At 57.2% G+C, this 26,496-nt stretch carries 26 protein-coding genes and 2 pseudogenes; 14 read left to right on the top strand and 14 right to left on the bottom strand.

Translation table 11 applies throughout. The features are described 5' to 3' along the window. The first annotated feature begins 72 nt into the window (after positions 1-72). On the top strand, positions 73-855 hold the full coding sequence (aroD, locus tag PHQ58_RS18640) for a type I 3-dehydroquinate dehydratase (protein WP_300114005.1): 783 nt from the start codon (positions 73-75) through the stop codon (positions 853-855). Between the two features lie 105 nt (positions 856-960). Here the strand turns inward: aroD and PHQ58_RS18635 are convergent, their stop codons facing one another. Both PHQ58_RS18635 and PHQ58_RS18630 read right to left on the bottom strand, forming a co-directional pair. Further along, positions 961-3,186 (bottom strand): FUSC family membrane protein, encoded by a 2,226-nt coding sequence (locus PHQ58_RS18635; protein WP_300114003.1) that lies wholly within the window; start codon positions 3,184-3,186, stop codon positions 961-963. Positions 3,187-3,215: 29 nt separating this feature from the next. After that, a complete protein-coding gene (locus PHQ58_RS18630) occupies positions 3,216-4,013 on the bottom strand; it encodes an IclR family transcriptional regulator C-terminal domain-containing protein (protein ID WP_300114000.1) in 798 nt (265 codons plus the stop codon). A gap of 156 nt (positions 4,014-4,169) precedes the next feature. Between PHQ58_RS18630 and PHQ58_RS18625 the strand changes: the two genes are divergently transcribed. The 7 genes from PHQ58_RS18625 (at position 4,170) to PHQ58_RS18595 (ending at position 11,275) form a co-directional block, all read left to right on the top strand. Next, positions 4,170-5,132, top strand: a complete 963-nt coding sequence (locus tag PHQ58_RS18625; protein WP_300113997.1) for a shikimate dehydrogenase — start codon at positions 4,170-4,172, stop codon at positions 5,130-5,132. Between the two features lie 32 nt (positions 5,133-5,164). After that, on the top strand, positions 5,165-6,154 hold the full coding sequence (locus PHQ58_RS18620; protein WP_300113994.1) for a tripartite tricarboxylate transporter substrate binding protein: 990 nt from the start codon (positions 5,165-5,167) through the stop codon (positions 6,152-6,154). A gap of 67 nt (positions 6,155-6,221) precedes the next feature. Continuing rightward, a complete protein-coding gene (locus tag PHQ58_RS18615) occupies positions 6,222-6,722 on the top strand; it encodes a tripartite tricarboxylate transporter TctB family protein (RefSeq protein WP_300113992.1) in 501 nt (166 codons plus the stop codon). Then, positions 6,719-8,215 carry a tripartite tricarboxylate transporter permease gene (locus PHQ58_RS18610; protein ID WP_300113989.1) on the top strand — a complete coding sequence of 499 codons (1,497 nt, stop codon included), beginning with the start codon at positions 6,719-6,721 and terminating at the stop codon, positions 8,213-8,215. The genes PHQ58_RS18615 and PHQ58_RS18610 overlap by 4 nt, the downstream gene beginning before the upstream one ends. 54 nt (positions 8,216-8,269) lie before the next feature. Continuing rightward, positions 8,270-9,172, top strand: coding sequence for a 4-hydroxyphenylpyruvate dioxygenase (locus tag PHQ58_RS18605; protein WP_300113986.1), 903 nt, complete (start codon positions 8,270-8,272; stop codon positions 9,170-9,172). Between the two features lie 7 nt (positions 9,173-9,179). Then, positions 9,180-10,049, top strand: coding sequence for a sugar phosphate isomerase/epimerase (locus PHQ58_RS18600; protein ID WP_300113983.1), 870 nt, complete (start codon positions 9,180-9,182; stop codon positions 10,047-10,049). Between the two features lie 17 nt (positions 10,050-10,066). Then, positions 10,067-11,275: a lyase family protein gene (locus tag PHQ58_RS18595; protein WP_300113980.1), complete on the top strand. Its 1,209-nt coding sequence runs from the start codon at positions 10,067-10,069 to the stop codon at positions 11,273-11,275. 234 nt (positions 11,276-11,509) lie between these two features. On the opposite strand, the gene PHQ58_RS18590 is transcribed toward PHQ58_RS18595, so the two are convergent. From PHQ58_RS18590 to PHQ58_RS18540, 11 genes and pseudogenes are all read right to left on the bottom strand, one after another. Further along, on the bottom strand, positions 11,510-12,847 hold the full coding sequence (locus tag PHQ58_RS18590) for a ferric reductase-like transmembrane domain-containing protein (protein WP_300113977.1): 1,338 nt from the start codon (positions 12,845-12,847) through the stop codon (positions 11,510-11,512). Between the two features lie 132 nt (positions 12,848-12,979). Beyond that, a complete protein-coding gene (locus PHQ58_RS18585) occupies positions 12,980-13,456 on the bottom strand; it encodes a GNAT family N-acetyltransferase (protein ID WP_300114128.1) in 477 nt (158 codons plus the stop codon). Beyond that, positions 13,457-14,245: pseudogene (locus PHQ58_RS18580) on the bottom strand (amidohydrolase); the annotation flags it as partial. Between the two features lie 99 nt (positions 14,246-14,344). Further along, complete coding sequence (locus PHQ58_RS18575; protein WP_367187350.1) at positions 14,345-14,563, bottom strand: hypothetical protein; 219 nt, start codon at positions 14,561-14,563, stop codon at positions 14,345-14,347. 43 nt (positions 14,564-14,606) lie between these two features. Next, entirely contained in the window at positions 14,607-15,479 is an 873-nt protein-coding gene (locus PHQ58_RS18570) for an AEC family transporter (RefSeq protein ID WP_300113974.1), read from the bottom strand. 100 nt (positions 15,480-15,579) lie between these two features. Then, entirely contained in the window at positions 15,580-16,503 is a 924-nt protein-coding gene (locus tag PHQ58_RS18565) for a hydroxymethylglutaryl-CoA lyase (RefSeq protein ID WP_300113971.1), read from the bottom strand. Between the two features lie 18 nt (positions 16,504-16,521). Further along, on the bottom strand, positions 16,522-17,358 hold the full coding sequence (locus PHQ58_RS18560) for a shikimate dehydrogenase (RefSeq protein ID WP_300113969.1): 837 nt from the start codon (positions 17,356-17,358) through the stop codon (positions 16,522-16,524). A gap of 256 nt (positions 17,359-17,614) precedes the next feature. Next, complete coding sequence (locus tag PHQ58_RS18555; protein WP_300113966.1) at positions 17,615-18,613, bottom strand: TRAP transporter substrate-binding protein; 999 nt, start codon at positions 18,611-18,613, stop codon at positions 17,615-17,617. Between the two features lie 85 nt (positions 18,614-18,698). Beyond that, positions 18,699-19,979 (bottom strand): TRAP transporter large permease subunit, encoded by a 1,281-nt coding sequence (locus PHQ58_RS18550; protein ID WP_367187348.1) that lies wholly within the window; start codon positions 19,977-19,979, stop codon positions 18,699-18,701. Positions 19,980-19,992: 13 nt separating this feature from the next. Continuing rightward, entirely contained in the window at positions 19,993-20,568 is a 576-nt protein-coding gene (locus PHQ58_RS18545) for a TRAP transporter small permease (protein WP_300113960.1), read from the bottom strand. Between the two features lie 114 nt (positions 20,569-20,682). Beyond that, positions 20,683-21,393 (bottom strand): TetR/AcrR family transcriptional regulator, encoded by a 711-nt coding sequence (locus PHQ58_RS18540; protein WP_300113957.1) that lies wholly within the window; start codon positions 21,391-21,393, stop codon positions 20,683-20,685. A 145-nt stretch (positions 21,394-21,538) separates the two neighbouring features. Between PHQ58_RS18540 and PHQ58_RS18535 the strand changes: the two genes are divergently transcribed. From PHQ58_RS18535 to PHQ58_RS18525, 3 genes are all read left to right on the top strand, one after another. Further along, on the top strand, positions 21,539-21,877 hold the full coding sequence (locus tag PHQ58_RS18535; RefSeq protein ID WP_300113954.1) for a DUF3817 domain-containing protein: 339 nt from the start codon (positions 21,539-21,541) through the stop codon (positions 21,875-21,877). A gap of 37 nt (positions 21,878-21,914) precedes the next feature. After that, positions 21,915-22,352: a rhodanese-like domain-containing protein gene (locus tag PHQ58_RS18530; protein ID WP_300113952.1), complete on the top strand. Its 438-nt coding sequence runs from the start codon at positions 21,915-21,917 to the stop codon at positions 22,350-22,352. 64 nt (positions 22,353-22,416) lie between these two features. Continuing rightward, a complete protein-coding gene (locus PHQ58_RS18525; RefSeq protein ID WP_300113949.1) occupies positions 22,417-22,716 on the top strand; it encodes a flagellar basal body protein in 300 nt (99 codons plus the stop codon). A gap of 7 nt (positions 22,717-22,723) precedes the next feature. On the opposite strand, the pseudogene aroE reads toward PHQ58_RS18525, so the two are convergent. Continuing rightward, positions 22,724-23,193, bottom strand: a pseudogene (aroE, locus tag PHQ58_RS18520) (shikimate dehydrogenase); the annotation flags it as partial. A 478-nt stretch (positions 23,194-23,671) separates the two neighbouring features. Between aroE and PHQ58_RS18515 the strand changes: the two are divergent. The 3 genes from PHQ58_RS18515 (at position 23,672) to PHQ58_RS18505 (ending at position 26,183) form a co-directional block, all read left to right on the top strand. Continuing rightward, complete coding sequence (locus PHQ58_RS18515; protein WP_300113946.1) at positions 23,672-25,198, top strand: site-specific integrase; 1,527 nt, start codon at positions 23,672-23,674, stop codon at positions 25,196-25,198. Between the two features lie 61 nt (positions 25,199-25,259). Continuing rightward, entirely contained in the window at positions 25,260-25,463 is a 204-nt protein-coding gene (locus PHQ58_RS18510) for a hypothetical protein (RefSeq protein WP_300113943.1), read from the top strand. 411 nt (positions 25,464-25,874) lie between these two features. Then, positions 25,875-26,183, top strand: a complete 309-nt coding sequence (locus PHQ58_RS18505; RefSeq protein ID WP_300113940.1) for a hypothetical protein — start codon at positions 25,875-25,877, stop codon at positions 26,181-26,183. Positions 26,184-26,496: the final 313 nt, after the last annotated feature.

Here is a 26,496-nt window from a genome sequence, read left to right as displayed (position 1 = left end):
GCCCTGACATGACGTAAAGTGCCTGCCGTGCGCTCTTGCAGCGCTGGCAGGCTTTTTTATTTAGGAGACCCTATGCACACCAACAAACCTATCGAATTGAACGGTCAACCCATCGCCGGCGGCAAGTTCCCGCTGATCTGCACCCCGCTGGTCGGGCGCACGCTTGAAAAAATCATGGCCGAGCTGGCTGTGGTGCTGCCAAAAAAACCTGACGTGCTGGAATGGCGTGTTGATTTTTTTGAGCAAATTGGCGATGCAGCCTCTGTCATTGCTGCTGCAGTAGCTATTAAAAATGAAGCAGGTGAGATCCCGTTGCTGTTCACCCGCCGCTCCATCATTGAGGGTGGTGAAAAAATCGCGCTGAATGAAGCTCAGGTGATTGCTCTTTACACCGCCGTGTGCGAGAGCAAAACCATCGACTTGATCGACTACGAAATGGCTAACGACGCGGCCAACATCGCCCAGGTGCGCACAGCAGCCAAGGCCAACGGCATCAAGTTGGTGCTGTCGTTTCACAACTTCTCTTACACGCCGGGGTTGGAGACGCTCACCAGCAAATTCCTCACCGCTGAGCAACTTGGCGCTGATGTGGCTAAAGTGGCCGTGATGCCGCGTGACTTGGACGACGTGCTCACCTTGCTCACAGCCACACGTGCGGCCAGCAAAAAGTTGCGCGTTCCACTCATCAGCATGGCGATGGGTCCTCTGGGGGCGATCACCCGCATGGTGGGCGGCGTGTTTGGCTCGTCCTTGAGCTTTGCAGTAGGCGCATCCAGCTCTGCCCCAGGCCAGGTGCCGATTGAAGACCTGAACACCGTGCTGTCGATCTTTCAGAAGTCGATGGGCGCCAAGTAAATTTATAAATTTTAGGCTTCTAGCCCTTTCATATAAAGCGCAAGTAGCTATAAATTACATAGTAAATATTCCGTGTGCACGGCCACAGTCCACACAGGGTTGAGCTCACTCAAGTGGCCTGCGATCTGCCTTCGCAGCAACCTCATTCAATACCTGATCAGCATTGCAGCGCACCTGCCCTGCGATGCCTTCGGCCAGTTGCAGCCGCCGCAATAGCCAGGGGCTGAGGTCACCATCAAAAGGGTCGCTCAGACCCGACCAGGACAGCGGTGTGGCAGGCTGCGGGCCAAGTGGCAGTCCCAGGTCGCGCGCCGTTAAAGCAGTTTCGATGGCTTGCGCGGTCTGCTTCAAGGGCGCATCAATCTCTTGATGCGTCAAGCGACCGCGCAGCAGCAGCAGCATGGTCTTGACCGTGGTCAGTTGTGCGAGTAACTGGTAACTGTAGGCCAACAGGCGCCCCAGTGGCTCCAGCGGTGGGCGCATGGCGCGTGGCTCGGACAAGGAGCGCTGGGTGGCCTGCACCAATGCCGAGAGGCTGTCGTAAGCCTCCCGCCGCGCCAGACGCCATTGGATTTCAGGCTCGTTGTCAACCGCCTGCAACTGCCACAAGCTCAAGCCCACCCGCGCGTGTCGTGCCTGCGCTGCCAGCGCGCGCTTCACCAACGCCGCCATCTGGCTGCGCTCCCATGAAGGCAAAACGTAGCTGAAAGCCCAGGCAATGGCAACGCCCATCAGGGTATCGAACATGCGCTCCACCACATCAAAAACCGGGCTCGGGCCGGCATTGAGCATTTGCACTTGCAGCAGGCCCAGCACCGTCGCGGCCACTGCCGTCACAAGGTATTTTTTGATTGCAAAGGCATGGGCCAAGGCCTGCGCCAGCGTCACCACCACCAGCAAGACCAGTGGCGGCGTATGCGCATACAGCAGCAGGCCCGCCAAAACACAGCCAATCAGCGTGCCGATGGCCCGGCTGTTGCGCCGCTCCAGGGTTTGGGCCAGGCTACCGCGCAACACCACCACAATGGTCAGCAAAATCCAATAATCATGCGTGCCCCAAGGCAAGGCCAGCGACACGGCATACGCTGTGCCAATGGCCAGCGCCGCCCGAATGGCGTGGCGCAGCGGGGGCGCATTCCAGCGCCACAGAGCGTAAAACGGCTGCCAGGTCCACACCGTAGGGCTGACAAACAGTTGCCAGTTGGTGCGCACCAGACCCCCATCGGGTTCAACATCGCCACGCGCCAGCGCAATCAGGCGCAAGGCATCGTCATTCATGTGGCCGACCCGGCTGGCCATCCCCATGGCCAATATCGCGGGATTTGGCGCAGCAGCGTCATCTGCTGCGGCCGTGTTGTCGTGGCGCCACTGAAGACTCGCCAGCTGCGGGCGGTGACTTTCAAACTTCAAAGGCATGCGGGCAAGGATCAGGGCATCGGCCAGGGCATCGACCTCATCAGCCAGCCGCTGCAGGATGTCGCGCAGCCCGCTCAGCACCGGTTCATGGCCGGGGTGGGATTTCAGTGTGTCCAGATCGAGCTCGCAAACCAGCAAATGGTCACGTATCTCCAGCACCAGCACGAGCATATTGGCCAGCCGTTGGCGCTGCGCGGATCGCGGCGACTCCAGCAAAATGTCGCGGGCGGCCTGCAATTGGTCAGCCAATGCCGCCTGTTGCTTGAGCAAGGTGCCGATCAAGGGCGCACGCACAAGCAGATCGCTTGTCTCGATGGGCATGAATTGCTGCGCCTGGGTGCGCATGAGATGCGCCAGCGCCAGCAGGGTGTCGGCCAGCATTTGCACGCGATAGCGTGTGTTGAGCGCGGCATTGGCCAGCGTCGCCCAGAGCAGATACAACGCTGAACCCAACGTGAAATAGAGGCAGGTGGTCAAGTTGGTGGCACTGTTGGTGTGGTCTGGCACCGCCAGCGAGAACACCATGGCAAACATGACCGAGATCGAAATCGGCAGCCCCCGCTTGCCCCAGGCGCCCGCCAGAAACGCCAAAAAGCTGGCCGGTACCAGCAGCAGGCCCAACCAGATGGGCGAGGCATGCAGCGCCTGCACCGCCCAAAAAAGTGGTAACCCAAGCAAAAACGCTGGCAACAGTTGCCAAAATTTGCCACGTTTTGGCGCTGGTTGGTCTGGCGGAATACACACCACCACGCCCACCGAGGCAGCCGCCGCGGCGAAGGGCCCCAGCAGCAGATGGATGCCGCCCGCGATCAGCAACAAACCCAGCGCCGCCGACAGACCGTTGGTCACGTAGTGGCTAAGCGCGATGCGCAAGGCATCACGTTTGTAAATCTCAAAACGGGCTGTTGGCGACATGGACAAAACGGCGCTAGGTGACCTGAGTTTCAAATCAAATTACGCATCGCCCGAGCGGTTTCCATCAGCACTGGCAGCACGCGTTGCACGGCATCTTCGGTGCTTTCATGCCCCATGGGCATGGTCACATTCAGGGCGCCCACCAAATCGCCCTTGCGGTCAATCAGCGGTACGGCCACGCCCCGGTAGGTCAGCTCCAGTTGCTGCTCCGACACGGCCCAGCCGCGCTGGCGGATGCGCGCTAGCTCAAGGCGCAAGCGTTCTTTGTTGTTGATGGTGTGGGTGGTGTAAGCCTTGAGTTCGTGGTTGGCCAACCAGGTTTCCAGCCAAACGGGGTCGCGTAGCGCCAACATCAGCAGGCCTGCGGCGGTCACCTGTGCTTGCACGCGCGAGCCCAACACCACGCCGGTGTTCATGGCACGCGTAGAACCATTGCGGGCGATGTAGACCACATCATCACCGTCCATCACACTCACATAAGCAATCTCTTGCGTGCCTGAAGTGACCCGTTGCAAAAACGGCTGCACGATGCGCGGTAGCCTGGCCGACTCCAGGTACGACTGGCCCAGGCGCAGGACACGCGGCGTGAGCCAAAACAGCTTGCCGTCCGTGGCCACGTAGCCCATGTAATTCAGGGTCAGCAGGTAGCGCCGGGCGGCAGTGCGCGTGATGCCGCAGCGCACACCGGTCTGACTGGCCGTCATGCGCGGGTTCGCATCATCAAAGGCCTCGATGACGGACAGACCTTTTTCCAGGCCAGCAATCCAGTCGCGCTTGTCCAGTGTGGCACCAGGCGAAACTTTCGAGGTTAGATCAAGTCCAGTCATACGGTCAACTTTATCGAACGAACACTGCGCAAACCTAAGTAGTTACCCGCAAAGTGTGCGTTGATCGACCATTTAAATTCATTAAACGTACAAACATCAAAGAATTTCTTTTTTATTACAGGCCCAACTGGCTAAAGTTCACCCAGAAACACAATTATGAACGATCAACGCAACTCCCCTACCGCAGCAGCGGCCAAGCCCTCAGTGAGCGGCAGCACGGACATCTACCTGATTCTGGGCGATCCGGTTGAGCAAGTACTGGCGCCGGAGACATTCAACCCGCTGTTTGCGCGTTTTGGCCATGACGCCTTGTTGGTGCCGGTTCAAGTGGCACCGGAAAATCTGGAGGCCTTCGTCAAGACAGCTTTTTTGGCCAAGAACATCAAGGGCATGTGGATCACCATTCCGCACAAGGTGCCGGTGATGAACGTGCTTGACCGCTACAGCGACCTGGCACGTCAGTCGGGCGCGGTGAACGCCATTCGGCGCAATGCGGACGGCTCATTGGAAGGCGGGCTGTTTGATGGCGAAGGCTTGGTTGATTCGCTCAACTACTTCAACATGGCGTTTGCCGGCAAAAAGGTGCTGATCCTCGGGGCTGGTGGTGCGGCAGCAGCCATTGGTGCCTCATTGGTGCAGCCCCGCCCGACCGGCCAGGTTTTGGAAGTTGCGTTGTTTGACCCAACCCCTGGCAAGGCACTGGAAGTGGCTCAGCGCTTATCCATCAGCCACTCAGCTCGGGTTCGAGCCGCAGCCAGCAACAACCCCGAAGGCTTTGATCTGGTGATCAATGCATCGCCCCTGGGGCTGAACTCCACAGATTCCCTGCCCTGTGATGTATCGCGCATGGCTCCGCACGCCGCTGTGATCGACATTGTGATGAAGAACTACCCCACGCCCTTGGTAAACGCCACGCGAGCCCGCGGCTTGCACGCTGAACCAGGGTTTGAAATGTTGATTCAGCAAGCGCACCTGTACATGGACTTTTTTGGCTTCACTGACATTGCCACTGCGCTGCGTCACGACACAACCTGCATCCGTGAGCAGATTTACCCTGCCAAGCTGCAGGAAGAACTTGCCCAGGCCCAGGCCAATTTTTTGCAACCCCGTGCGGCATGAGCCCACATTTTTAAACCAGAGGAGACTTTTCCATGAACTTTCGCCGTCAATTGCTGGGTGCCACCGCCCTCGCCCTGATTTCGACTTTGGGCCATGCCCAGACCTACCCCGACCGTGAACTGTCCGGCATCATCCAATGGGGTGCTGGTGGCGCCACTGACGTTGTCGCGCGCTCACTGGCGCCGTTGGCTGAAGAAGCCCTGGGCAAAAAAATTGTGCTGCAAAACAAGGCAGGTGGTGTGGGTGCCATTGCCACCAACTTTGTCAACCAGCAAGCCTCTGATGGCTACACGCTTCTGATTGGTGCGGAGAATCCGCAACTGCACCCCATCCTGGGCATCAGCGACCTGGACTACAGCAAGTTTTACCCGGTCAACATCATTGGCCGCGGCAACGTGCTGGCCGTGACCACGGTGGACAAACCCTGGAAGAACTTCAAAGACCTGCTGAACGACGTGCAAGCCAACCCCGGCAAAATCAAACAAGGCTCCACCGGCACCGGCGGCCTGCCGTTCACCGTGAGTTCCATGATCTCCACCGTGACCAAGTTCCCCACCACTGCGGTGCCCTTTGCCGGTGACGGTCCGGGCGTGACGGCTTTGCTGGGCGGCCATGTGGACTTCATGTTTGTGGGTGTGGGAGCGGCTGCTGAGCACATCAAGGCCGGTCGTCTCAAAGCCTTGGCCAGCATCAGCGCTGAAGCGTTTGAAGGCACACCACCCATCACCGACGCGCTGCCAGGCCTTGGCAAATACCTACCCTGGGGTCCGTTCTATGGCGTGTTCGTGAAGAAAGACACCCCGGATGCGGCCAAAGCCAAGTTGACAGCTGCCTTCAAAAAAGCCGCAAGCGACCCAAAATTCGTGGCCTTCATGAAAGACCGTGGCAACGTGATGATGAACATCTCTGGTGCTGAAGCGGAAGCGTTCCTGAAGAAATGGCAGTCAGTCACATCCTGGACATATCAGGATGTGGGCGTCGCCAAGGTTGACCCAGCCACTCTGGGCATTGCAAAACCATAAGGGCTTGAACTCGGGCAGGCCATGCGCCAGCCCGATGCTTCCCGATCAAGAATAAACAGGAGACACCATGCTTTCGTTACGTCGCCGACTCCCTGGGGAGTTCGTCTTTGCCCTGCTGCTGATCGTTTTCAGCCTTTTCATGCTGTGGCAGGCCTACAGCATTTCCAAGTTTGAATCGCTCACCTCGGCAGGTGCCTTTCCCATGTTTGCGGCGACGGTGATGTTGATCTCTGGCTTGATTGCGGCGGGGGAAACCGCACGGATGACACCCCAACCGGGGGCTGACGGCGAGTCGGTTTGGCGCCAATTTGTGCGTCAGATCACGCCTGGCATGCTGGTGCAGTTTGTGGTTGCCATTGCCGCCTACATGTTTTTGTTAGAGCGGTTGGGCTTTGTGCTGTCCTCATATGTGTTTCTGGTGGTTTCCATGTGGCTGCTGGGCAGCCGCAAGCTGATCCTTAACCTGTGGGTCAGCGCGTTGAGCCTGGCCGTGGTGTACGCCATATTTCAAACCATTTTTGCTGTGGTGCTGCCCTCTGGCACCTGGCTGGCCGGAGTTTTCAAATGAGTGAGGCCCTCGCCTATTTCTTCATGTCCTGGGTGGACATCAAACTGTTGGGGCTGATTGCCGCTGGCACGTTTGCGGGCATCTATATTGGCGCTATTCCGGGCCTCTCGGTCACCATGGCGGTGTCGATCCTGATCTCGTTCACATTCAAGTGGGACATCAATTCAGCACTGGCCGTGATTGCCGGCATCTACCTGGGCGGTGTGTACGGCGGCTCGCGCAGTGCCATCTTGCTCAACATCCCTGGCGCGCCCTCGGCCATTGCCACCGGACTGGATGGCTACCCACTGGCCAAACGGGGTTTGGCGGGCCAAGCCATTGGGCTGACCACGGTGATGTCAGTATTTGGCGGCTTTGTCGGCATTTTGGTGCTGGCCATTGCCGCGCCCGCCGTGGCCACCCTGGCACTCAAATTTGCACCGCGTGACTATTTGATGCTGGCCATTTGGGGCATTTTGCTTGTGGGCAGCTTGTCCGGTGGATCTCTGGCGAAAGGGATTTTTGCCGGTGCGGTCGGCGTGTTGATTGGCTCGGTGGGTCTGGACCCCATGACGGCTGAACCCCGCTTCACCTTTGGCAGCCTGCAGCTGACCGCCGGCATTTCTTATGTGGCAGCCATGATCGGTTTTTTTGGCGTGGCCGAGGTGCTGGTGCAGTTGCATGAAATGCATCTCAAAGCCGTCAAGCAAAACGTCGACAAGATCATTCCTGAATGGAGTCTGGTCAAGAAATACTTGCCACTGGCCACCCGTACCTCGGGCATTGGTGTGGTGGTGGGGGCTTTGCCTGGCGCGGGGGGCGACATTGCCGCGCTGATGGCTTATGACCACGCCAAACGCACGGTCAAGAACCCATCCAGCCCGTTTGGCGAAGGCGCTTATGAGGGCTTGGTGGCACCGGAGTCGGCCAACAACGCTGCCGTGCCAGGTGCTTACATCCCGATGATGACGCTGGGCATTCCAGGTGATGCCGTGACCGCCGTGATCATTGGGGCCATGTACATCCATGGCCTTAAACCCGGCCCGATGCTGATGATCGAAACGCCGCACCTGTTCTGGTTTCAGGTGGGTGCGTTGACTCTGGCCAACTGCTTCTTGCTGGTGTTTGGCCTGACCGGCATCAAGATTTTTGCCAAGATAGTCGAAACGCCCAAGCCACTACTGTTACCGCTGATCTTGATGCTGTCGGCCGTGGGCGCCTACGCCATCAACAACAACCCGGCTGATGTCTACTGGATGCTTGGGTTTGGTGTGGTGGGCTACACCTTCAAGATGTATGGCTTTCAGGTTGGACCCATCATTTTGGGCATGATTCTGGGCCCGCTGATGGACTCGTCTTACCGTCAGGCCATGATCTCAGCTGAGGGCAATGTAGGGCAGTTTCTTGGTGAATTTTTCACCGCCCCCCTGTCAGCGATCATTCTGGCAGCCCTGACGTTCACGATCCTGAGCCAGACCAAGTGGTGGAAAAATCGGCGTGGTTATGCGGCCTGATGGTGCATGCTGCATCGGCATAATGGCTTTGATTCAACCCCGAGGGATAAAACCATGACGGCAACCCATCTTTCCACACCTACTGTGGCTCTTGACCGCGAACAAATCGTTGAGGGGCTCAATCCCCTGGGCCTGGATGGCATTGAGTTCATCGAATACGCCACGGCCAAACCGCAAGCCTTAGGGCAGGTGCTGGAAAACATGGGTTTCAAACCGGTGGCGCGGCACCGCTCGCGCGAGGTGCTGCTGTACCGCCAGGGCGCCATCAACATCATCGTCAACGCCCACGCCAAGGGCGCGCCATTGAGTGACAAGCCTGTGATTTCCGCCATTGCACTGCGCGTGCGTGATGCAGCTGCCGCTTACAAACGCGCGCTTGACCGGGGCGCTTGGGGCGTGCCCACCCATGTCGAGGTGATGGAGCTCAACATTCCAGCGATTCACGGGGTCGGAAAAAGCCGCATCTATTTCATTGACCGGCACAAGCAGTTTTCAATTTACGACGTGGATTTCACCCCCATTCCTGGGGTGAATCAGCACCCACCAGCTACCGCCGGGCTGCACTTTTTTGGGGTGGTGCAATACATTGGCAACGACCGCTCAGACGACTGGACCGAGTTTTACCGCGAGTTGTTTGGTTTTACAGAACTGCCTGCCGAGCAGCGTTTTGGCATTCTGCCCAAAGGGCGCATTCTGCGCAGCCCCTGCCCGCCCGAGTCACGCTTTTACATCCAACTGATTGAGCCAGAAGCCGGCGTGCTGGACGTGGAGGACGACGAAGGCTTGCAGCGCGTTGGCCTTGGAAGTGCCGACGTGCTGGCCACGGTGGCTGAACTCGGCGCGCGGGGTGTCGAGTTTGTGGCCTCAAAAAGTGTGCAGACCAGCGAGCGCGGGGCCTTGACCAAGACCTGGCTAGGTGGGGTCAGCTTTGAAATCGTTCACGACGTTAGGGGCTGAGAGCACCATGAACAGTGCCATCATGAATGATTTTGCGGTAGACAGCCGATCTTTATCGGGCGCGCTGCAAGCCAAACTGAGCGCTGTGCGCGCAGCCGGGTTCTCACAGATCACCCTGTGCGCACAAGACATCGTTAACCACCCTGGCGGAGTGGATGCAGGCGTTGCAGCGGTTCGCGCCAGTGGCTTGCATGTGATGGCGTTTCAAGCGCCCGTCAACCTTGAGGGCACAACCGGCCCCATGCAGCACTACAAGCTTGATGTGGTGAAGGCCATGCTCGGCATGTGCGCCGCGCTGCGTTGCCGTCTGCTGGTGCTGCCATCTTCCAGCCTGAGTGGTGGCTCTGACGCAGTCCAACGGGTGTGCGACTTGCGCCGGCTTGCCGTGCTGGCCATTCCCATGTCGATCAAGATCGGCTACCAAGGCTGGCAAGGTGGCAGCTTGGTGAAGGACTATTTGCAGGCCTGGGACTTGGTGTGTGCGGCAGACATGCCTAACCTGGGGCTGTGTCTGGACAGCTATGGGTTGCTGACCAGCAACACGCCGATAGAAGCGCTGCTGGAAGACCTGGACATGCTTGACCCTGACAAACTTTTTTTGGTGCAGTTGGCTGACCGATTGGGCGCTGACCCAGAGCCATGGCGGGTCTTCCCGGGTGACGGCGACCAAAGCGATAAATTGGCCAGCATCGTGAGCACCCTGCACACCCTGGGCTACCGGGGCGGCTACAGCCTGGCGGCGTTCAATACCGACTACGCGAGCCTGCCACCCCAGCATGTGGCGCAGCTGGCAAAAGCCTGCGTCCTGTGGCTTGGGCAGGACGTGCTTCAACGCTCCGTGCCCCTGCCCAACCAGATCCGCCTGCGACGCGCTTAAGCCCCAATGACCTTGCCATGAGTTGCCTGTTCGAGAGCTTTTTATCCACCCCTGAAGTCACAGAGCTTTTGAGCGATCGCGCCGTGGTTGGGGCCATGCTGCGTTTTGAGGCCGCGCTGGTGCGCGCGCAAGCTATTGCCGGCCTGATACCGCAAGCAGCCGCGCAGTCCATCATGGGTACCTGCAAGGTCGAGCTGTTTGACGTGCCCAAGCTGGTACGCGAAAGTGCTCAGAGTCGCAGCCTGGCCAAGCCACTCGTCAGCAGCCTGCGCGAAACCGTGTCACTTTTCAACCCCCAGGCGGCAAGCTTTGTGCACGTGGGCTGCAGCGACCAGGACCTGGTGGACACCGCGCTGTCGTTGGTTGTGCGCGACGTGCTCAAACTCATTGAAACCGACCTTGGGCAAACCATTCAAACGCTGCTGAAAATGGCGGTTCAGCATGCGGCGGATGCCATGCTGGCACGCAGCCAGCCGCCATGGTCTGCACTCACCAGCTTTGGCCTCATGTGCAGCCAATGGGCGGCCCCACTGGTGCGTAGCCAACGCCGCTTGCAATCGGCTTGCAGCTGCGCACTTAGCCTGAGCTTGAGCCTGCGGCAGGTTAGCGAACCCCAGGCCCTGGCGGCATTGCAAGACAAGGGCCCGCAGCTCATCACCTTGATGGCCGCCGACCTGCAACTTAATGCACCCGATTTTGTTGGTGATTCAGCGCAGGATGAATCCGTGGCACTGGCTTGTGAGCTGGGCGTGCTGGTAGGCAGTCTTGGCAAAATTGCTGCTGACATCGCGCATCTGGCGGCGTTTGACATCGGTGAACTGATGCAAGCCACCGCACCCCTCGCCTCAGCACCCGGTGCCAGGCCGGCGCCGCCCTTAGACATCGCTAATTTGTGCATGGTCGCGCAGGCAGCCGCACAGCGGGTGCCACAACAAGTGGCCGTTTTACTGGCCATGTTGTCACAAGCCCATGGCAGCGCCGTCGACCATTCGCAAGCCCAATTGGCGCCATGGCCCGCGCTGCTCACGGCCAGCCAAGGCATTTGCCACGTCGTGACCCAACTGGTGACAGGCTTGCAACCTGACACCCAGCGCATGCGCAGCAATCTGGAGGCCGTGCGCGCCGGGTTGCCCGGGAAGAGTGCCAAAGCGCGGTTTTCTGGTGAGATGGCAACACAAGCTGTGGCGCTGGCGCACACCCAGGTTGCTGCTTTGCGCGCCCTGTAAGCGCCGTTACCATGGACGCAAGCTGGTGGGGCTACCGCTGCATGGCTTGGCGCGACAGGTGCTACCGATCACATTTGCCAAACTGGTGCTGACCACGGTGGCAGCGTTTTATTACTTTAAGCGGGTTGATCTGGTTGACGCAACTGGAGCAGATAAATGCTATTTAATAAATAGCTGCTTGCGCTTATTTAACATGGTCTAGAGGCTTATTTATTATATAAATCGCCAATCGCGCTAGCGCATCTCAAACAACTCCTGGTGAAAACGCGCCTCTGGCAGGCCCATGGTTTTGAAGCTCTCTTTGAGCGCCTGGCCAAAGCGGGCCGGGCCGCAAAACCAGATGTCCGAGGCACGCCAGTCAGGCACCCGGGCGACGATGTGTGCCGCATCCAGGTGACCATCTTGCGGGCTGTGCAGCAGGTGCAGATTCACATCAGCCGCTTTGGCATCCTGCGCCATCAAGGCCATCACCTGCGGGTCAAGCACCGATGTGGCGTGAAACAAATCCACAGTTTTGCCATCGGGCATGAGCGCCAGGGCTTTCATGCGCGCCACAAACGGCGTGATGCCAATGCCACCCGCCACCCAGATCTGGCGGGCTTGTGTACTTTGAAAATCAAAGCGTCCGTAAGGCCCTTCGACCTTCACTTTGTCTTTGAGCCGGACGGTGTCGGCCAGCGTGTTGGTGTAGTCGCCCAGCGCCTTGATGATGAATGTCAGACGCCCGTTGTTGGCCCAAGCCGATGAAATGGTGTAAGGGTGCGCGCCCTCTTTTTCATGCAGCGTCACAAAGGCAAACTGGCCCGCCGAATGCCCGGCCCAAGGCCCTTGCAAGGCCACGTCCACTTCCACCACCTGCAACGCGGTGTGCTGGCGAATGCCCACCACCTCGCCTGCAAGCTGGCGGCGCTTGGCGGTGCGCCCCAACAGCACCAGCACGGCGGCCACGCTGCCAGAGAGCATCAACACCGCCATCACCAGCCCCAGCACACTACCCCAGGCTTCAAACTTCAGCAACACCACCGCGTGCCATACCAGCACCAGGTAAGTCACCGCCAGCAGGTGGTGCACTTTCAGAAAGTAGCGGTACGGAAAACGCTTGATCAGCGCCAGCACCATCAGCAGCGCTGCGGCATAAAACGCCCATTCAGCCAGCCCTTCAGCCAGGCCGCGCTGGTCCATGAAAAACTGCCGAATCACTTCATCTGCTGGCAAGACGGCGCGCGGGCCCCGCACCGGGCGTTCCAGCCAACCCCAGCCAACCAGCCATTTGGGGCCGTTGGCCGCCAGCCAATGCATCACCGACAGCGCCAGCCCAGCAATGCCCAGCCATTTGTGCAGACGGTACATCTTGTCCAACCCACCCAAGGCGGACTCAAACCACACCGGCCGCACCGCCAGCAGCATCGCCACGCTCATGATGCCGATGCCCAGAACGCCGCTGAATTGCACCAGCACATTGCGCCAGTCAAAAACGCCCGACAGATTGGCCCACACCGTGGTGTCCGTCAGGAACCACAGGCTGGCCAGGCCGAAGAGGAAAAGCCAGAAAAATTGTTTGATGCGTTTCATACCAAGTCACCTTAGGGTTTACCCTGATGATTCTAGAAACACCGTATGAAGCCCTGGTAAAGCACGCGCAAGCGTTTGGCAAAACTTGCGGGTGACAACCGCATTCCGCGCCATTAACTGGAAGTCAACGGGTCAGAGATCAAGCCCCAGAAACTTGGCACCGGGAATGGGGTTGAACGCCACAGGTGTGGCAGGCTGAAAGCCAATGGACTCGTAAATATGTGTCGCAGCCTTGAACTCTGGCAACACATCCAGACACATGCGCGTGTAACCCGCGTTTCTGGCTTCTTCCAGCATGCGCAAGACCACCCGGCGACCCAGCCCATCGCCACGCCCTTCTGGCCGGACGTATACCCGTTTTAATTCACAGGTATGGGCATCCACCTTGCGAAGTGCCGCACAGCCAATCACCCCTGCTTCTCCCCAGGCCAGCAAAAGCCGCCCTTCTGGATGGGCGTACTTGCCCGGCAGGCTGCTGAATTCAGCGCAATAATTTTGAAACTCAAGACTGACACTGGCGCTTGCGATGTACTCCTGAAAGATGGCTGTGACCGCCTCAAGGTCTTCCGGAAAACGTGCGGGTCTGATGTCAGCGCCAAACCCGAACAGCCGCTGTGGTGTGTCACTCAGGATGGCTTGACGGTGGGCTGCATGCGGCACCAGTTGCTCAAACAGCGCCAGCAACGGCCCGTAATCGATCCGCTCAGGTGCCCGCAAAAACGGCCAGTCTGAGCCCCATACCAGGTGTTTTGGCGTGTACACCTGCAACAACGCGTGAAAATACGGCCAGGCATCGGACCAGGGATAGGCCTGGCGGGAACATTTCACCATGCTGGACAACTTGACGGCACATCGCCCCGTGTCTGCCAGCGCCAGCAGCGCGGCAAAACCGGCCTGCCCGACGCCTGCCTTTGGGTCGGGGCGGCCACAGTGGTCAAACAGCAACTTTGCGCCGCTGTCCACCAACATGGGTTTCAAGTCCACCAACTGATCGCCCTGCACTTGCACCTGCGCCCACAGGCCGAGCTCACGCAGGCGCGCCAGCAGCGGGCCGGTGTCACCGTAAAAGTCCACCCCCAGCAGCGCCACGTTCATGGCCACACCGACCACGCCCTGGGCTTGCAAGTCTTGCAGCTCCCCAAAGCTGGCGTCATTGCGCACCACGGCCACGCCTTTGAAGCGGCCCGCACCGACCTTTATCGCACCCAGCAAGCAGCGGTTGTCCAGCCCGTAGCCTGAATTGGGGCCCACCAGCAGCGCATGTCGGACGCCATGGGCATCCATCACCTGCTTCAAATGAGCCGCCGTACCGGTCTCGCCGCCCGCAGGGGTGTACCAAGTGTCCGGCGCATAGGGGAAGCGGGCAGGGTCAAAGATGTGGACGTGGCAGTCGATCATGGGGCGTGAAACAGGTTGTCAGAGTTTATAAAAACAATAGCTTCTTGCGCTCATTCCATAAGGGCTAGAGGCCAGAAAAGCATATATAAAGTACGGTGACTACGGACTGGTTCGGGTGGCCGTAAAACGCTGCTCCATCTCCCGGCGCATCTGTTTGCGCAGTTCGGCTGCTGCATGGCGGCGAATTTCATCCGGGGTGATGGGGGCAAGCGGCGTCACGTGCGCGGGCTTTTTATCATCATCCACCGCCACCATGGTGAAGAAGCAGCTGTTCCCAATTAACACCGTCATGGACAGTTGGTGAATCGGCAAATCCATGGACAGTGCTCCTGAGAAAAAAGTGAATGCGCGGGTCAACCCGCTACAGCCGCAAGGCCAGGGCCAGCGGGATAAAAAACAAGGCCGCAACATTGCCGATGATGACAATGCTGGCCACCTTCTCGGGCTCTTGTTTATAACGCTCGGCAAAGATGAAGCACGACACGGCCGGTGGCAGCGCACCAAACACAAACAGCATGGCTTGTTCGGTCGGGGTCAGCGGCATGGCAAGCCCCAACACCCATGCCACGAGCATACCCGTGAGGGGTGTCACGCACGCGCCCACCATGCCAATGCGCCAGGCACTTAAGTGCGCCGTGGCCAGGCGCACCCCAAGCGAAAAAATCATCAGCCCAATTGAAATGTCGCCCAGCAACTTGACCGCCACCATCAACGGTGGCCACATCGTCAAGCCACTCAGACTGACAAAAATACCTGCCCCAGCTGCCAGCAGCAGAGGTTCGCGCCAAAGCATGGACGCATTGAAGCGGCCGCTCAGCAGCCAGATGCCCAGGCTGAACTGCAACACCGTCACCACCAGCATTAACACCACGGCCGCCCCCAGCGCCTGTTCACCAAAGGTCAGCAGCATCAACGGCAAACCCATGTTGCCCACGTTGTTGAACATCGACGGGGGCACCAGTGTTTTGGGGTCGATGCCGGCCAGCCGGGCAAACCCCCATGTGAGCAAGCCAGAACCCAGCACCACCCCGGTGCTGCCCAAGGCAATGGGGATGTTGTCCGCCAGATTGAAGGTTTTGCCCGCCAGCGCCGAAAAAAACAGCGCGGGCAAAAACACCGTGATGTTGAGCGTGTTGGCCGCCGCCATGTCCGGCTGGCGTTTGCGTCCGTAAACAAAGCCGATCATCACAATGATGAAGATCGGGAAAACAATGCTGAGGATGCGCAGGAACATTTTTATATGAAAAATTGGCCTATAGCCCATGACCTATAAGCGTAGCCAGCTACTCAATTAATAGTGAAATTAATTGGAATCTGACCCCAATTAATCACTATTAAATCCAGCCCTTGGGTAACCCAGCCAAAGGAGTCATGCCGTAGATGGGCTCACCCGGCAAACCGGCCATCAAAGGTTCACGTGCAGCAATGAGTTTTTCAATGTCGACGCCGGTTTTGATGCCCATGGCCTCAAACATGAACACCAGGTCTTCGGTGACCACATTACCGGAGGCACCCGGTGCGTAGGGGCAGCCACCCAAACCGCCCAAGGATGAATCAAAGGTACGCACACCCACGTCATAGGCCGCCAGGCAATTCGCCAACCCCAAGCCACGGGTGTTGTGCATGTGGGCAGCGCCGGTCTTGTCGCCAATGGCGGCACGTACCTTATTGAACAAGCGGCGCACCTGGGCCGGGTTGGCCATGCCGGTGGTGTCCGACAGGCCAGCTTCGTCCACACCGGCGGCCACCACTTGGCTTGCCATCCAGACCACGTCGTCATCGGTCACCTCGCCTTGAATGGTGCAGCCAAAGGCGGTGGACAGACCGGCTTCGATCTTCACACCGGGGGCGATCTCATCGCGCAGGCGCACGATGGCGCGCACTTCTTCCACCATTTCTTTGCGGCTTTTGCGCACGTTGGCCAGGGAATGCGCCTCGCTGGCGCTGCACGGAATGGTGAGTTTGTGCACGCCCGAGCGCAAGGCGCCTTCGGCACCACGCAAGTTTGGCACCAGCGCCATGATGGTCACGCCCTTGTGTTGCAAGGCATGCTGCACCACCTCGGCTGCATCGGCCATTTGCGGCAACAGCTTGGCCGGCACAAACGAGCAAACCTCGATCTCGCGCAGGCCAGCGGCCACCAGCGCATCAATCCATTTAAATTTGTCAGTTGTGGGCATGGTGGCCTTGACGGATTGCAGGCCGTCGCGCGGGCCCACTTCAGAGATCAGGACATCAGAAATGGTAAAAGTGCGCATGGTCGGGTGTTCAATGGGTTAAAAAGTTGCTTGAGCCGCTGCGCGCAGCTCATCAGGGGTGGGGACGGGGTAGCCAAAATACTCCAGATAGGCCGGAATTTGCTCGTAAAGCATGTCGGCACCCATCTGGATGCGGCAACCGCGCACTTGGGCGGCTTTCAAAAAGGCCGTCATGTCGGTCTTCATGACCACTTCACCGACAAAGGTGGTCGCATTCACGCGCGACATGTCCACCGGCAGCGGATCGCCCTCGTTCATGCCCATGGGGGTGGCGTTCACCAGCAGTTCGTAGCCAGCAGGGTCGTTGGAACCGGTGCGAATCGTCATGCTGGGGTAGTGCTGCATCAGGCGATTGGCCAGGCCTTTGGCCGACGCGTCATTCACGTCATACAAATCCATTTCAAGCACACCGGCTGCCGCCAGCGAGGCGGCAATGGCGCAACCCACACCACCCGCCCCCACCACCAGCGCGCGCCGGCCTTTGGGGTCAAATCCCTTGCGCTTGAGGCCACGCACAAACCCCTCGCCATCAAACATGTCACCTTGCAGGCGGCCGTCTGGCAGTCGACGCACGGCGTTGCACGAGCCGGCAATCAGCGCCGTGGGCAACACCTCATCCAGCATGCCAACGGTGGCCACCTTGTGCGGCATGGTGATGAGTGCGCCGCGCACGTTTTCCAGGTGAAACACCGAGCGCAAAAAGCGCGGGTAAGGTTCACTCTTGCAGGCCATCGGCACCACAACGGCATTGATGCCCACCTTGGCAAACCAGGGGTTGTAAATCAGCGGCGCCCGAAAGGCATGGGTGGGGTAGCCGATGTGGGCGATGATTTCGGTGTTGCCGTCGATGGTCATGATAATTTATATAAAAATGGGCTCTAGCCCTTATGAATGTTGCGTGAATAGCTATGTTTTTTATTTAAAAGTTTGCTTCGCCTTAGCCACCAAGACACCGGCGCGCAAATTGTGGGTAACGCCGTGCAGCATGAGATCTTTCATGGGGATTCCTTTGAGTGGATCGAGGTCACACTGAGGTCAGGGCCGGCGCGCGACCCTGAGCACAGTGCAGGCACCCCTATCAGGTGCCTGTTGGTTGTGCAAGATGACGTGCTTATTTGCGCATTGCCGCCAGTTGGTCTTGCACTTCTTTCACGGTTTCCTGACCGACGTTGACCGAGTATTTGGCGATCACTGGGGTCATCTTGTTACGCAGCTTGGCCATCTCTGGCGCGGACAGTTCGGTGACTTGCATGCCGTTTTTCTTCAGGTTGTCCAGAATGCTGGCGGCCAGGCCACGCGACTGTTCACGCTCGTACTTGGCCGACTCGGTGGCTGCGTCCTGAATGATCTTCTTTTCGGATGCGCTGAGGGTGTCCCAGAACTTCTTGCTGATGACCACCGACTGCGGGTTGTACTGATGGTTGGTCAGCACCAGGTTTTTCTGCACTTCGTACATCTTGGCTGAATTGATGGTCGGCAAGGGGTTTTCCTGACCATCCACGGCGCGTTGTTCCATGGCGGCGTACAGCTCAGGGAATGGCAGTGGCGTGGGGTTAGCACCCATTGCTTTCACCCAGTCCACGTTGATCGGGTTGGGGATCACACGCAGCTTCAGGCCTTCGAGGTCTTCCACCTTGAGGATTGGGCGCTTGCTGTTGGTGATGTGGCGAAAGCCCAACTCGTAATACGCCAAGCCCACAATGCCTTTGGCATCCAGCATGCCGTGCAGTTTCTTACCGACCGGGCCGTCCACCACCGCATCGGCTTCCTTGAAGTTGCCGAACATGAACGGAAAGTCGTAAATGGCGAATTCCTTGGCCAGGCTGGCAAAAATGCCCGAGTTCATCGACGCCATTTCAAGCGTGCCACCTTGCAAAGAAGACACATTGGCCTGGTCGCTGCCGAGCGTGCCGCCGGCAAACACCTTCACCACCATCTTGCCGCCCGACTTGGCAGCCACCAGTTCGGCAAACCTGTCCATGCCCAACACGATGGGGTGGCCTTTGGCGTTTTGGTTGGCAAATTTGATGACCTTTTCTTGCGCGCTGGCCATGCCGACAGCGGCGACGGCTGCAACAGCTAGGACGGATTTGATAAACAGACGTTTCATGCGTGTCTCCAGTGACGGTGTATTCGGGCCGCCGTTATAAAAGCTGTTGCGGCGGCGAACCCAGCACCGCAGCAGCTGGTAAAAATTACTTGTAGAAGAATTCCAAAGGAACCATCACAATGGACGGGAACAACACCAGCAAAAACAACACGATGAGGTCGGCGATCAGGAACGGCATGACCCCGCGCGCCACCTCGTCCATCTTCATCTTGCCCACGCCAGCCACCACATTCAGCACCGTGCCCACCGGCGGCGTCACCAGGCCAATGACACCCACCAGCACAAACAGCACGCCAAAGTACACCGGGTCAATGCCCGCAGCAATCACCACCGGTACCATCACCGGCGCAAGAATCAAAATGGTGGGGGTCAGGTCCATCACCATGCCGACCAGCAGCAGCACCAGCATCAAAATGCACAGCAAGGTGGTGGGGCTCTGCATGAAGGGCTCCAGGATGCCAATGAGCTGGCCTGGCAAGTCAGCCACGGCAATCAGCCAGGCACTCACTGCGGCGGCAGCCACCATGAACATGATGATGGAGGTGATTTTGGACGAGGCCAAGAACACCTCGTACAGCTGCTTCAGGCTCAGTTCACGGTAGACCACGGTGGCCACAAAAAAGGCATACACAGCTGCCACCACTGCAGCTTCGGTCGGGGTGAACACACCAAATTTCAGACCGACCAACACAATCAGCGGCAACACCAAGGCCCAGGTCGATTCTTTGAATGCCTTCGCCAGGTCAGCGCGCGTGGCCCTGGGTGGGGTCACCACGGCTTCGGTTCGCGCCGTCAGCCACCAGGCAATCGCACAGGCAATGCCCATCATGAGGCCAGGCACAATGCCTGCCATAAAAAGTTTGCCGATCGACACGTTGGCGGTGACACCAAAGATCACGAAAGGGATGGACGGTGGAATGATGGGCGCGATGATGCCTGCAGATGCAATCAGACCACCCGAGCGGGCTTTTTGGTGACCAGCACGCACCATCATCGGCAACAACAGGGCAGTCAACGCGGCGGTGTCCGCCACGGCCGAGCCCGACAGCGACGCCATCAGGCAGGCGGCAATGATGACCACATAACCCAGGCCGCCGCGCACATGGCCCACCAGCGCAATGGCCAGGTTCACAATGCGCCGCGACAAGCCGCCGACGTTCATGATTTCACCGGCCAGCATGAAGAAGGGCACGGCCAGCAGCGGAAAGCTGTTGGCGCCTTCCAACACGTTTTGCGCCAGAATTTGCGAGTCAAAGTTACCCAGGTGCACCATCAGGGCAACACCCGAGAGCAGCAGGGAATACGCAATCGGTATACCGAGTGCTATGGCGCCGATCAAGGCAGCTAGGAAAATGGCAATGGTCATTGTGAGCTCCGTGTCAGTGAGTGGCGGACGACTTGTTGAGCCGCTCTTCAGCGACACGTGCATTGATTTCGAACTGCTCCTGCTCGGCGGCGTGGTGTGCCTTGCGGATCTGCGTGGGGGTCATTTCGCCCCGCAGCGTGTACCACAGGTCACTGAGCAGCATGAGCCCGGTGGAGACAGAGAACACCACACCGGTGCTGTACACCCAAGCCATGGAGTATTCAGTCACAGGGGCCATTACGTCCCAATTGATCTTGGTTTGCGCCAAGCTGCCAGTGAACAGCAGCCAGGTCACCCAAAGCATCAAAAACTGGGCCACGACAGCACCCATTTTTTGCCACTTGGGGGACAGTTTTTCCATCACCATGTCGCTGCCCATGTGGCCCTGCTCATGCACCGCAATGCTGGCCCCCAGAAAGATCAACCACAAAAACAACCAGCGGGAGAGTTCCTCAGACACCGCAATGCCGGAGTTGAAGGCATAACGCATCACCACGTTGCCAAACACCATCAGCACCATGGCAACCAGGCAGATGACGATGAGCACCGACAGCAACTGGCAGTAGCGGGTGATTAATTTTTGAACCATATTCGTCTCCAGATCATTCGGATAAGATAATGTACGAACTGGTTAGTTTTCTGCAAATCGGTGTTTACCCTAGGTTTATAAAGATATTTTTCAGCGTCGCGGGAGAAGGCGAAATCAGGGCGCACGCACGTAGCGCAGCACCATGTCGATCACGCTGCTGCGTCGCATGGCGGCCGTGTCGGGAGCTGTGGCGTCTTGCTTGAAGATGAGACCAAAGGTGTGACGGTTGGACACATTAAAAAACGTCAATGCCGATATTGAGGCGTGAATGTCCACTGGGTCTAGCCCGGCACGAAATACGCCGGATGCCACACCCCGTTCATAGAGCTCGGAAATGGCCGAAATAGCCGGCACATTGAGGTCCTGAATGTTCTTGCTCTGCGCGATGTACGCGCCACGCTGCATGTTCTCTGACATCACCAGGCGAATGAAGTTCTCGTTGCTGTGGTGATGGTCAAAGGTGAAACCAACGAGCCGTTGGAGTGCTTCCTCTGGCGGCAAATCGGCCAAATGCAAGCCTGACTCGATGGCACGCATGCGCCCATACATGTCCTCCAGCACGGCGCGATACAAACCCTCTTTGCTGCTGAAGTAGTAGTAAATCATGCGCTTGCTGGTCTTGGTGGCGGCCGCAATCTCGTCGATACGCGCGCCGTCCAGGCCCTTCTCGGCAAACTCGACCGTGGCAACTTCCAGAATACCCGCCATGGTTCGGTCGGGGTCGTTGGTGCGGCTCGGCACTGTGGCAGGTGCCTTGGCGCTAGCGACCTTGACCGTCTTTGTTTTCTGGATTTTTCTGGATGGCAAATGTACGGTTTGGTTCATCCGCAAAGTATAGAACTGCGCGTTGCCTGCGTGTGCGCACACGGTATGCATTCAATGACCGACAGCGCTGGCGGGGTAGCTGCCTCACGCCCATCAACACATTTATCTTTGCTTATATGATCTGCGCTCAAAAACCGGAATTTTGATGAACAACAGCTTATTGAACTTGCGCTGGCTGCGCTGGGCATCTTTGTCCGAAGGTGCGACCTTGCTTTTGCTTGTGTGTCTGGCCGTGCCGTTGAAGCGCCTGGCCGGCCTGCCTGAATTCGTCACCGTGCTGGGCCCGGTGCACGGTGCGGCGTTTTTGATTTACGTAGCCATGGTGGTGCGAGCCGGGTCGGCGGGCTTGCTCAGCGCGACGGAAACCACGCGCATGATGCTGGTAGCGTTCATCCCATTTGGCGCGTTCTTCATGACCGGTATGTTCAAACGCAAAGCCGCTGCACTAGCTCGCTCAAACACGACAGAACCGGTCCGCCAATGATCGCCGGACCCACTTTGACTTTTTTCAAACACAAACCATGACCACACCCAACGCCACCCATGCAAATGCGCAACCTGCCTGCACGTTTTCGCGCCGCCACTTGTCCGTCCTGGTGTTATGCCTTGGCATGACGGCTTGCAGCGAAGCCGCAAACGCCAATGACTCGGTCTCGCTGGATGTGGCGCGGACAGAATTTGAAGCCGGACGCGCCACCTTGATCGACATTCGCGAACCTAACGAACACGCCACCGGGGTGGCAAAAGGCGCGCAACTGCTGCCCATGCGACAAATTGGTGCCCGGTTGGCGGAAATCCCGACGGCCACCGACAAACCTGTGCTGCTGATCTGCAACACCCAGAACCGCTCCAGCGCCACGCTCTCTGCTTTGCGCGAAAAGGGCTACAAGCATGTGAAGTTTGTGCAGGGCGGCATGAGTGAATGGGTGCGCCGAGGCTGGCCAGTGGTGAAGCCCTGAGGCGCACCCAGGTAAGCCTTTGTGCTCAAATTGCACCCACATCAACACTAAACAGGCGGTTTTTATGGTGTCTATTTCATCTATCGCGCTCTCAGGCATGAATGCGGCTCAAGCAACACTGAATTCGTCCGCGCACAACATAGCCAACATGAACACCGCTGGCTTTCGGCGTCAGGAGGTGTTTCAAACCGCCCAGTCCGAAGGTGGCGTGTCAGCGTCATTGACCGCCGCCGCTGCCCCAGGGCCTTCACTGGTAACTGATGTGGTGGCACAGTTGCAGGCAAAAAACTCGTTTTTGGCCAACCTGGCAGTTTTCAAGACGAGTGACAAGATGGCCGGCACATTGCTTGACAAGAGCGCCTGAGCCCAACTCACACCAAGGGCACGGTTAGCGCCAGCATCACTGCCCGAGTGTCCGGTCGCACACCACGCCACCACTTGAATGCCTCGGCAGCCTGCTCAGCCAACATGCCCACACCATCGGCCAATTGGCTCACACCTAAGTTTTTGGCCAGCCGCAAAAACGGCGTCAAGCCCTTGCCGTAGGCCAACTCATACGCCAGGCTGCATTTGGCAAACACCGAAGCGGACACCGGCGGGAACTCGCCCCGCAGGCTGGCCGAGGTGGCATTGAACACCAGGTCAAAGGTCAAACCGGCCAGCGCGGCATAACTGTGGCTGCGCACCCTGCCCTGTAGCGCGCCCAGGCGGGCTAGGTCAAACGCTTTTTGCAAGGTGCGGTTGGCAATCACCAGCTCCTGAGGCGCCTGCTCCAAAAACGGCAGCAACGCACCCCGCGCGGCGCCACCCACCCCAACAACAACACGCGTTTGCCCTTCATGGCGCATTTGAGGTTGTGCGATCACATTCAGCCGATACAGCGATAAGTGTCAACACTACCCATCACGCTTTTGTCGGTTTCAGAAAATCTTCTATTGAGAGTTTTAGTTTTTTGTTGTGTGTTGCGTAATTTCCAACAACAACACAGCGAAAACTGCTGGGTGGGTAAATGGGTGGGTAAATTGCAGCCCAAACGCCAGCAAAGAAAAAGGACTTAGCCCATTTCTAAGCTAAGTCCTTGATTTTATTGGTCGGTGTGAAAGGATTCGAACCTTCGACCCCTTGCACCCCATATTATTAATTGCCGATCTTTGACGGACGACGCTGGACAACGCAAGACAAACATTTATCAATTAAATCAACAACTTAAAATACTTTGTTGTCCATTGTCGTCCAGTGCGATACACTGACTTCCAGAAATTGGTTTACCCCTTGGTTTACCCCTTGGATTCCCCCTTCTTCTGTACCATCAGGAAAATATGAAGCGCACCATAGACCAGTTACCGACCGCCAAAAACAAAGCAATAAGCCTTAGCGTAGCTCCCATAGCTGAGACCCAAACGGACAAAAAGACGCATTCGAAGTCGGGGTTAAAGTGGGATCCGAAGAGGCTGGCAGCGATCCCTGCCGAATGGGGTGGCGATCAAATCCAGGATGGTGATGGCCTTGTTGGTGAAATCCGGGTCGCCAAGAGCAACGCGGTATCGATCAGATACCGATATGCATTTAAGTGGAAAAACAAGAACACTTGGTTCCAGTGCGGCACCTGGCCTAAAAAATCATTGGCTGATATTCGTAAGAGCCGCGACGATGCGCAAGCCCTGCTGTCAACCGGGGTGAACCCTACGGATCACAAAAATGCCGAAAAAATTACCAATCAAACACAGATAGAAGAAATCATTGCGCAAGCTGCGACTGCAGATAACGAAAACAAAACGTTTTTTGACATGTACACGGATTGGAAAAAAAACGGAGTGAAAAGAAAAGACGGCAATTCCGAGATCGAAAGATCATTTGAAAAAGACGTCCTTCCAAAACTGAAGAATATCCCCGTCAAAAATCTTACGGAAAAAAATTTACGGGAAGTTCTGAGTGCGATGGCCGACCGCGATGTAGGTCGATCAACAGAGCAAAGATACAACGACTTAGCGCAACTTTTTAATTGGGCGCAAAAGCGTCCACCATATCGAAAATTATTGGTCGAAGGCAATCCCTTGGATCTGATCGACATTGACATCATCTTGCCCAATGATTATGACCCCGATGCAGTACGCGAGAGGATCCTTTATCCACGCGATATTCGTCAGCTAAGAGAGGTCTTTATAGCAATGGGCACGACTTATGACGAAACCCCTGCCGGCCAAAAGTATGGTGTGCCGCGGCCGATGAAAAAGGAAAATCAGATCGCTCTCTGGATCTGCCTTGCAACAATGTGCCGGATTGGCGAATTGTTGATGACAAAATGGAAGGATGTGGACCTAAAAGATGGAATATGGACTGTCCCAAAGGAAAATGTCAAGGGTTCAATACGCAACCAAAAGAGCCAGACTGTGGCCCTTTCATCCTTTGGCTTGAAACAATTTAAGGAGTTGCACGCACTTACAGGTGTGACACCGTATTGCTTCCCAAACACGAAAAAGAATAATCACGTTGACTTGAAGACGGTTTCCAAGATCGTCGGTGACTGTCAAACCATGTTTAAGAAGCAAAATAAGCCACTGAAAGGCAGACGAAACGATAACAGTCTTGTTTTGAATAGTGGTCAAGACGGCAACTGGACTCCCCACGATCTTCGTCGGACAGGCTCTACTATGTTGCAAGCCATGGGTGAGGACACCAACATGATCGATAGGTGCCAAAACCACAAAATCGACGAACCCAAAACGCGGGCGCACTACATGCACTACAAGTACCGTCTTCCGAAGAGAAAAATATGGGAGCGTCTTGGACTGGAAATTGAAAATATTTTTGCCGGCAAACCTGACTGGCAAGATCAATATCTATAGCGAGCAGCGACCAAAGTTGCACTGCATGTCATTGCAACTTATTGATATCGATTTCTAGTGAATGCAGGCGCTTGATGATCTGAGTAAACGCAGGGGGCACCCCAATAAACATGCCGGCATCGATCATGCGTTGAAAGTCTTGCGCTTGGGACGCAAGTCCTGCTTCGTCTGGAAGCAGGCGCAATTGACCAACCAGACAGTCATCGTGGTTGGCGTAACTGGTACTGTAAAAACCTTTTTGTGTGAGTACAGTCAGCTATCGTGATGGACTTACCCGCTGATTTGATCAAGTTACGTGAGGGACGAGTGCCCGGTGCCATCGTCCAACTTGATCAAATCGGGTTAAAGATGAATTGGTCATGGGTGACACTGCCTGGTTGAGCACCACTTCACAGGATTTATCCATGATTGCCAATGTCATTGAGGAGCCCAGTTTTTTTCAGTTTCTTGCAGTCATCGACGCTGACTTGGCAAGTCGGACACGGATACGGGCTGCGGCTTCTGTGGTGGCGTTCTTCACAGCGCTTGCTACCCCCGCAAACCGCGAAGTGGGTCAGTGGAATTGGAGACGACGGCCCCGACAATGCGCCAGAGTTTTTGTTGCGACAAATGCAGACGGCGAACAACTCCAGAATCGGTGCTCTTTCTCGGGCGACGTGTCTATCCTGGGTTCATTATGGTTTTGCTGAGTGTCATGCAGTCCGGCGTTACGGACACTCTGATTAACGAATTGCAGTTGCACTTGGGGGTGGCGCGTCGAAAATTGCAACGGTGGCGGCACTGGTGGCGCGAGATATTCGTGGCAACCCCATTCTGGAATTTAGGCAGAGGCCGTTTTATGCCGCCAATCGAACATGCCGCGTTGCCAATGAGCCTGCTGGATCGTTTCAGCGGGAGGGATGCCCAATCGTCGTTGGTGCGGTGCCTGCAATTTCTGGCACAACTTTCAAGACCTGGCGTGATCACGCTGAATGATGGTCGTTGAGCACCCTCAGAGAGTGTCGCACCTCAGAAATGGTCACACAAAGTGATGCTGGCGGCACAAAAATGGAGCACTGGAGCCTGTGTTTCTTCTTCCGGTAAAGACCCATTGCAGCCGGCCACGACAGTCAGCTTACAGGCTGCCCAATCCATTGCCCATCAAAAGCCTTTCGTGGCGGACTTCAAAGTGCCCTTATGCACAGTTCCCAGTTATCAACAGTTGGGGTTCATTGTTGACCGCATTCACTGTGAACAGCCGAATTTGACGGGTTGATTAACTTTACATAATTTCTGGATTGGCGCATGAGTGGTGGCTT

This window comes from Rhodoferax sp. (assembly GCF_028688795.1).
Classification (GTDB): domain Bacteria; phylum Pseudomonadota; class Gammaproteobacteria; order Burkholderiales; family Burkholderiaceae_C; genus Rhodoferax.
The sequence above is the reverse complement of the archived record's forward strand: the minus strand, read 5'-3'. Positions and strand labels throughout refer to the sequence as shown.

Bases quoted from the DNA above. Each gene is read 5' to 3' on its own strand.
- aroD (WP_300114005.1), top strand. From the start codon at position 73: ATGCACACCAACAAACCTATCGAATTGAACGGTCAACCCATCGCCGGC.
- PHQ58_RS18635 (WP_300114003.1), bottom strand. From the start codon at position 3,186: ATGTCGCCAACAGCCCGTTTTGAGATTTACAAACGTGATGCCTTGCGC.
- PHQ58_RS18630 (WP_300114000.1), bottom strand. From the start codon at position 4,013: ATGACTGGACTTGATCTAACCTCGAAAGTTTCGCCTGGTGCCACACTG.
- PHQ58_RS18625 (WP_300113997.1), top strand. From the start codon at position 4,170: ATGAACGATCAACGCAACTCCCCTACCGCAGCAGCGGCCAAGCCCTCA.
- PHQ58_RS18620 (WP_300113994.1), top strand. From the start codon at position 5,165: ATGAACTTTCGCCGTCAATTGCTGGGTGCCACCGCCCTCGCCCTGATT.
- PHQ58_RS18615 (WP_300113992.1), top strand. From the start codon at position 6,222: ATGCTTTCGTTACGTCGCCGACTCCCTGGGGAGTTCGTCTTTGCCCTG.
- PHQ58_RS18610 (WP_300113989.1), top strand. From the start codon at position 6,719: ATGAGTGAGGCCCTCGCCTATTTCTTCATGTCCTGGGTGGACATCAAA.
- PHQ58_RS18605 (WP_300113986.1), top strand. From the start codon at position 8,270: ATGACGGCAACCCATCTTTCCACACCTACTGTGGCTCTTGACCGCGAA.
- PHQ58_RS18600 (WP_300113983.1), top strand. From the start codon at position 9,180: ATGAACAGTGCCATCATGAATGATTTTGCGGTAGACAGCCGATCTTTA.
- PHQ58_RS18595 (WP_300113980.1), top strand. From the start codon at position 10,067: ATGAGTTGCCTGTTCGAGAGCTTTTTATCCACCCCTGAAGTCACAGAG.
- PHQ58_RS18590 (WP_300113977.1), bottom strand. From the start codon at position 12,847: ATGAAACGCATCAAACAATTTTTCTGGCTTTTCCTCTTCGGCCTGGCC.
- PHQ58_RS18575 (WP_367187350.1), bottom strand. From the start codon at position 14,563: ATGGATTTGCCGATTCACCAACTGTCCATGACGGTGTTAATTGGGAAC.
- PHQ58_RS18570 (WP_300113974.1), bottom strand. From the start codon at position 15,479: ATGTTCCTGCGCATCCTCAGCATTGTTTTCCCGATCTTCATCATTGTG.
- PHQ58_RS18565 (WP_300113971.1), bottom strand. From the start codon at position 16,503: ATGCGCACTTTTACCATTTCTGATGTCCTGATCTCTGAAGTGGGCCCG.
- PHQ58_RS18560 (WP_300113969.1), bottom strand. From the start codon at position 17,358: ATGACCATCGACGGCAACACCGAAATCATCGCCCACATCGGCTACCCC.
- PHQ58_RS18555 (WP_300113966.1), bottom strand. From the start codon at position 18,613: ATGAAACGTCTGTTTATCAAATCCGTCCTAGCTGTTGCAGCCGTCGCC.
- PHQ58_RS18550 (WP_367187348.1), bottom strand. From the start codon at position 19,979: ATGACCATTGCCATTTTCCTAGCTGCCTTGATCGGCGCCATAGCACTC.
- PHQ58_RS18545 (WP_300113960.1), bottom strand. From the start codon at position 20,568: ATGGTTCAAAAATTAATCACCCGCTACTGCCAGTTGCTGTCGGTGCTC.
- PHQ58_RS18540 (WP_300113957.1), bottom strand. From the start codon at position 21,393: ATGAACCAAACCGTACATTTGCCATCCAGAAAAATCCAGAAAACAAAG.
- PHQ58_RS18535 (WP_300113954.1), top strand. From the start codon at position 21,539: ATGAACAACAGCTTATTGAACTTGCGCTGGCTGCGCTGGGCATCTTTG.
- PHQ58_RS18530 (WP_300113952.1), top strand. From the start codon at position 21,915: ATGACCACACCCAACGCCACCCATGCAAATGCGCAACCTGCCTGCACG.
- PHQ58_RS18525 (WP_300113949.1), top strand. From the start codon at position 22,417: ATGGTGTCTATTTCATCTATCGCGCTCTCAGGCATGAATGCGGCTCAA.
- PHQ58_RS18515 (WP_300113946.1), top strand. From the start codon at position 23,672: ATGAAGCGCACCATAGACCAGTTACCGACCGCCAAAAACAAAGCAATA.
- PHQ58_RS18510 (WP_300113943.1), top strand. From the start codon at position 25,260: ATGCAGGCGCTTGATGATCTGAGTAAACGCAGGGGGCACCCCAATAAA.
- PHQ58_RS18505 (WP_300113940.1), top strand. From the start codon at position 25,875: ATGGTTTTGCTGAGTGTCATGCAGTCCGGCGTTACGGACACTCTGATT.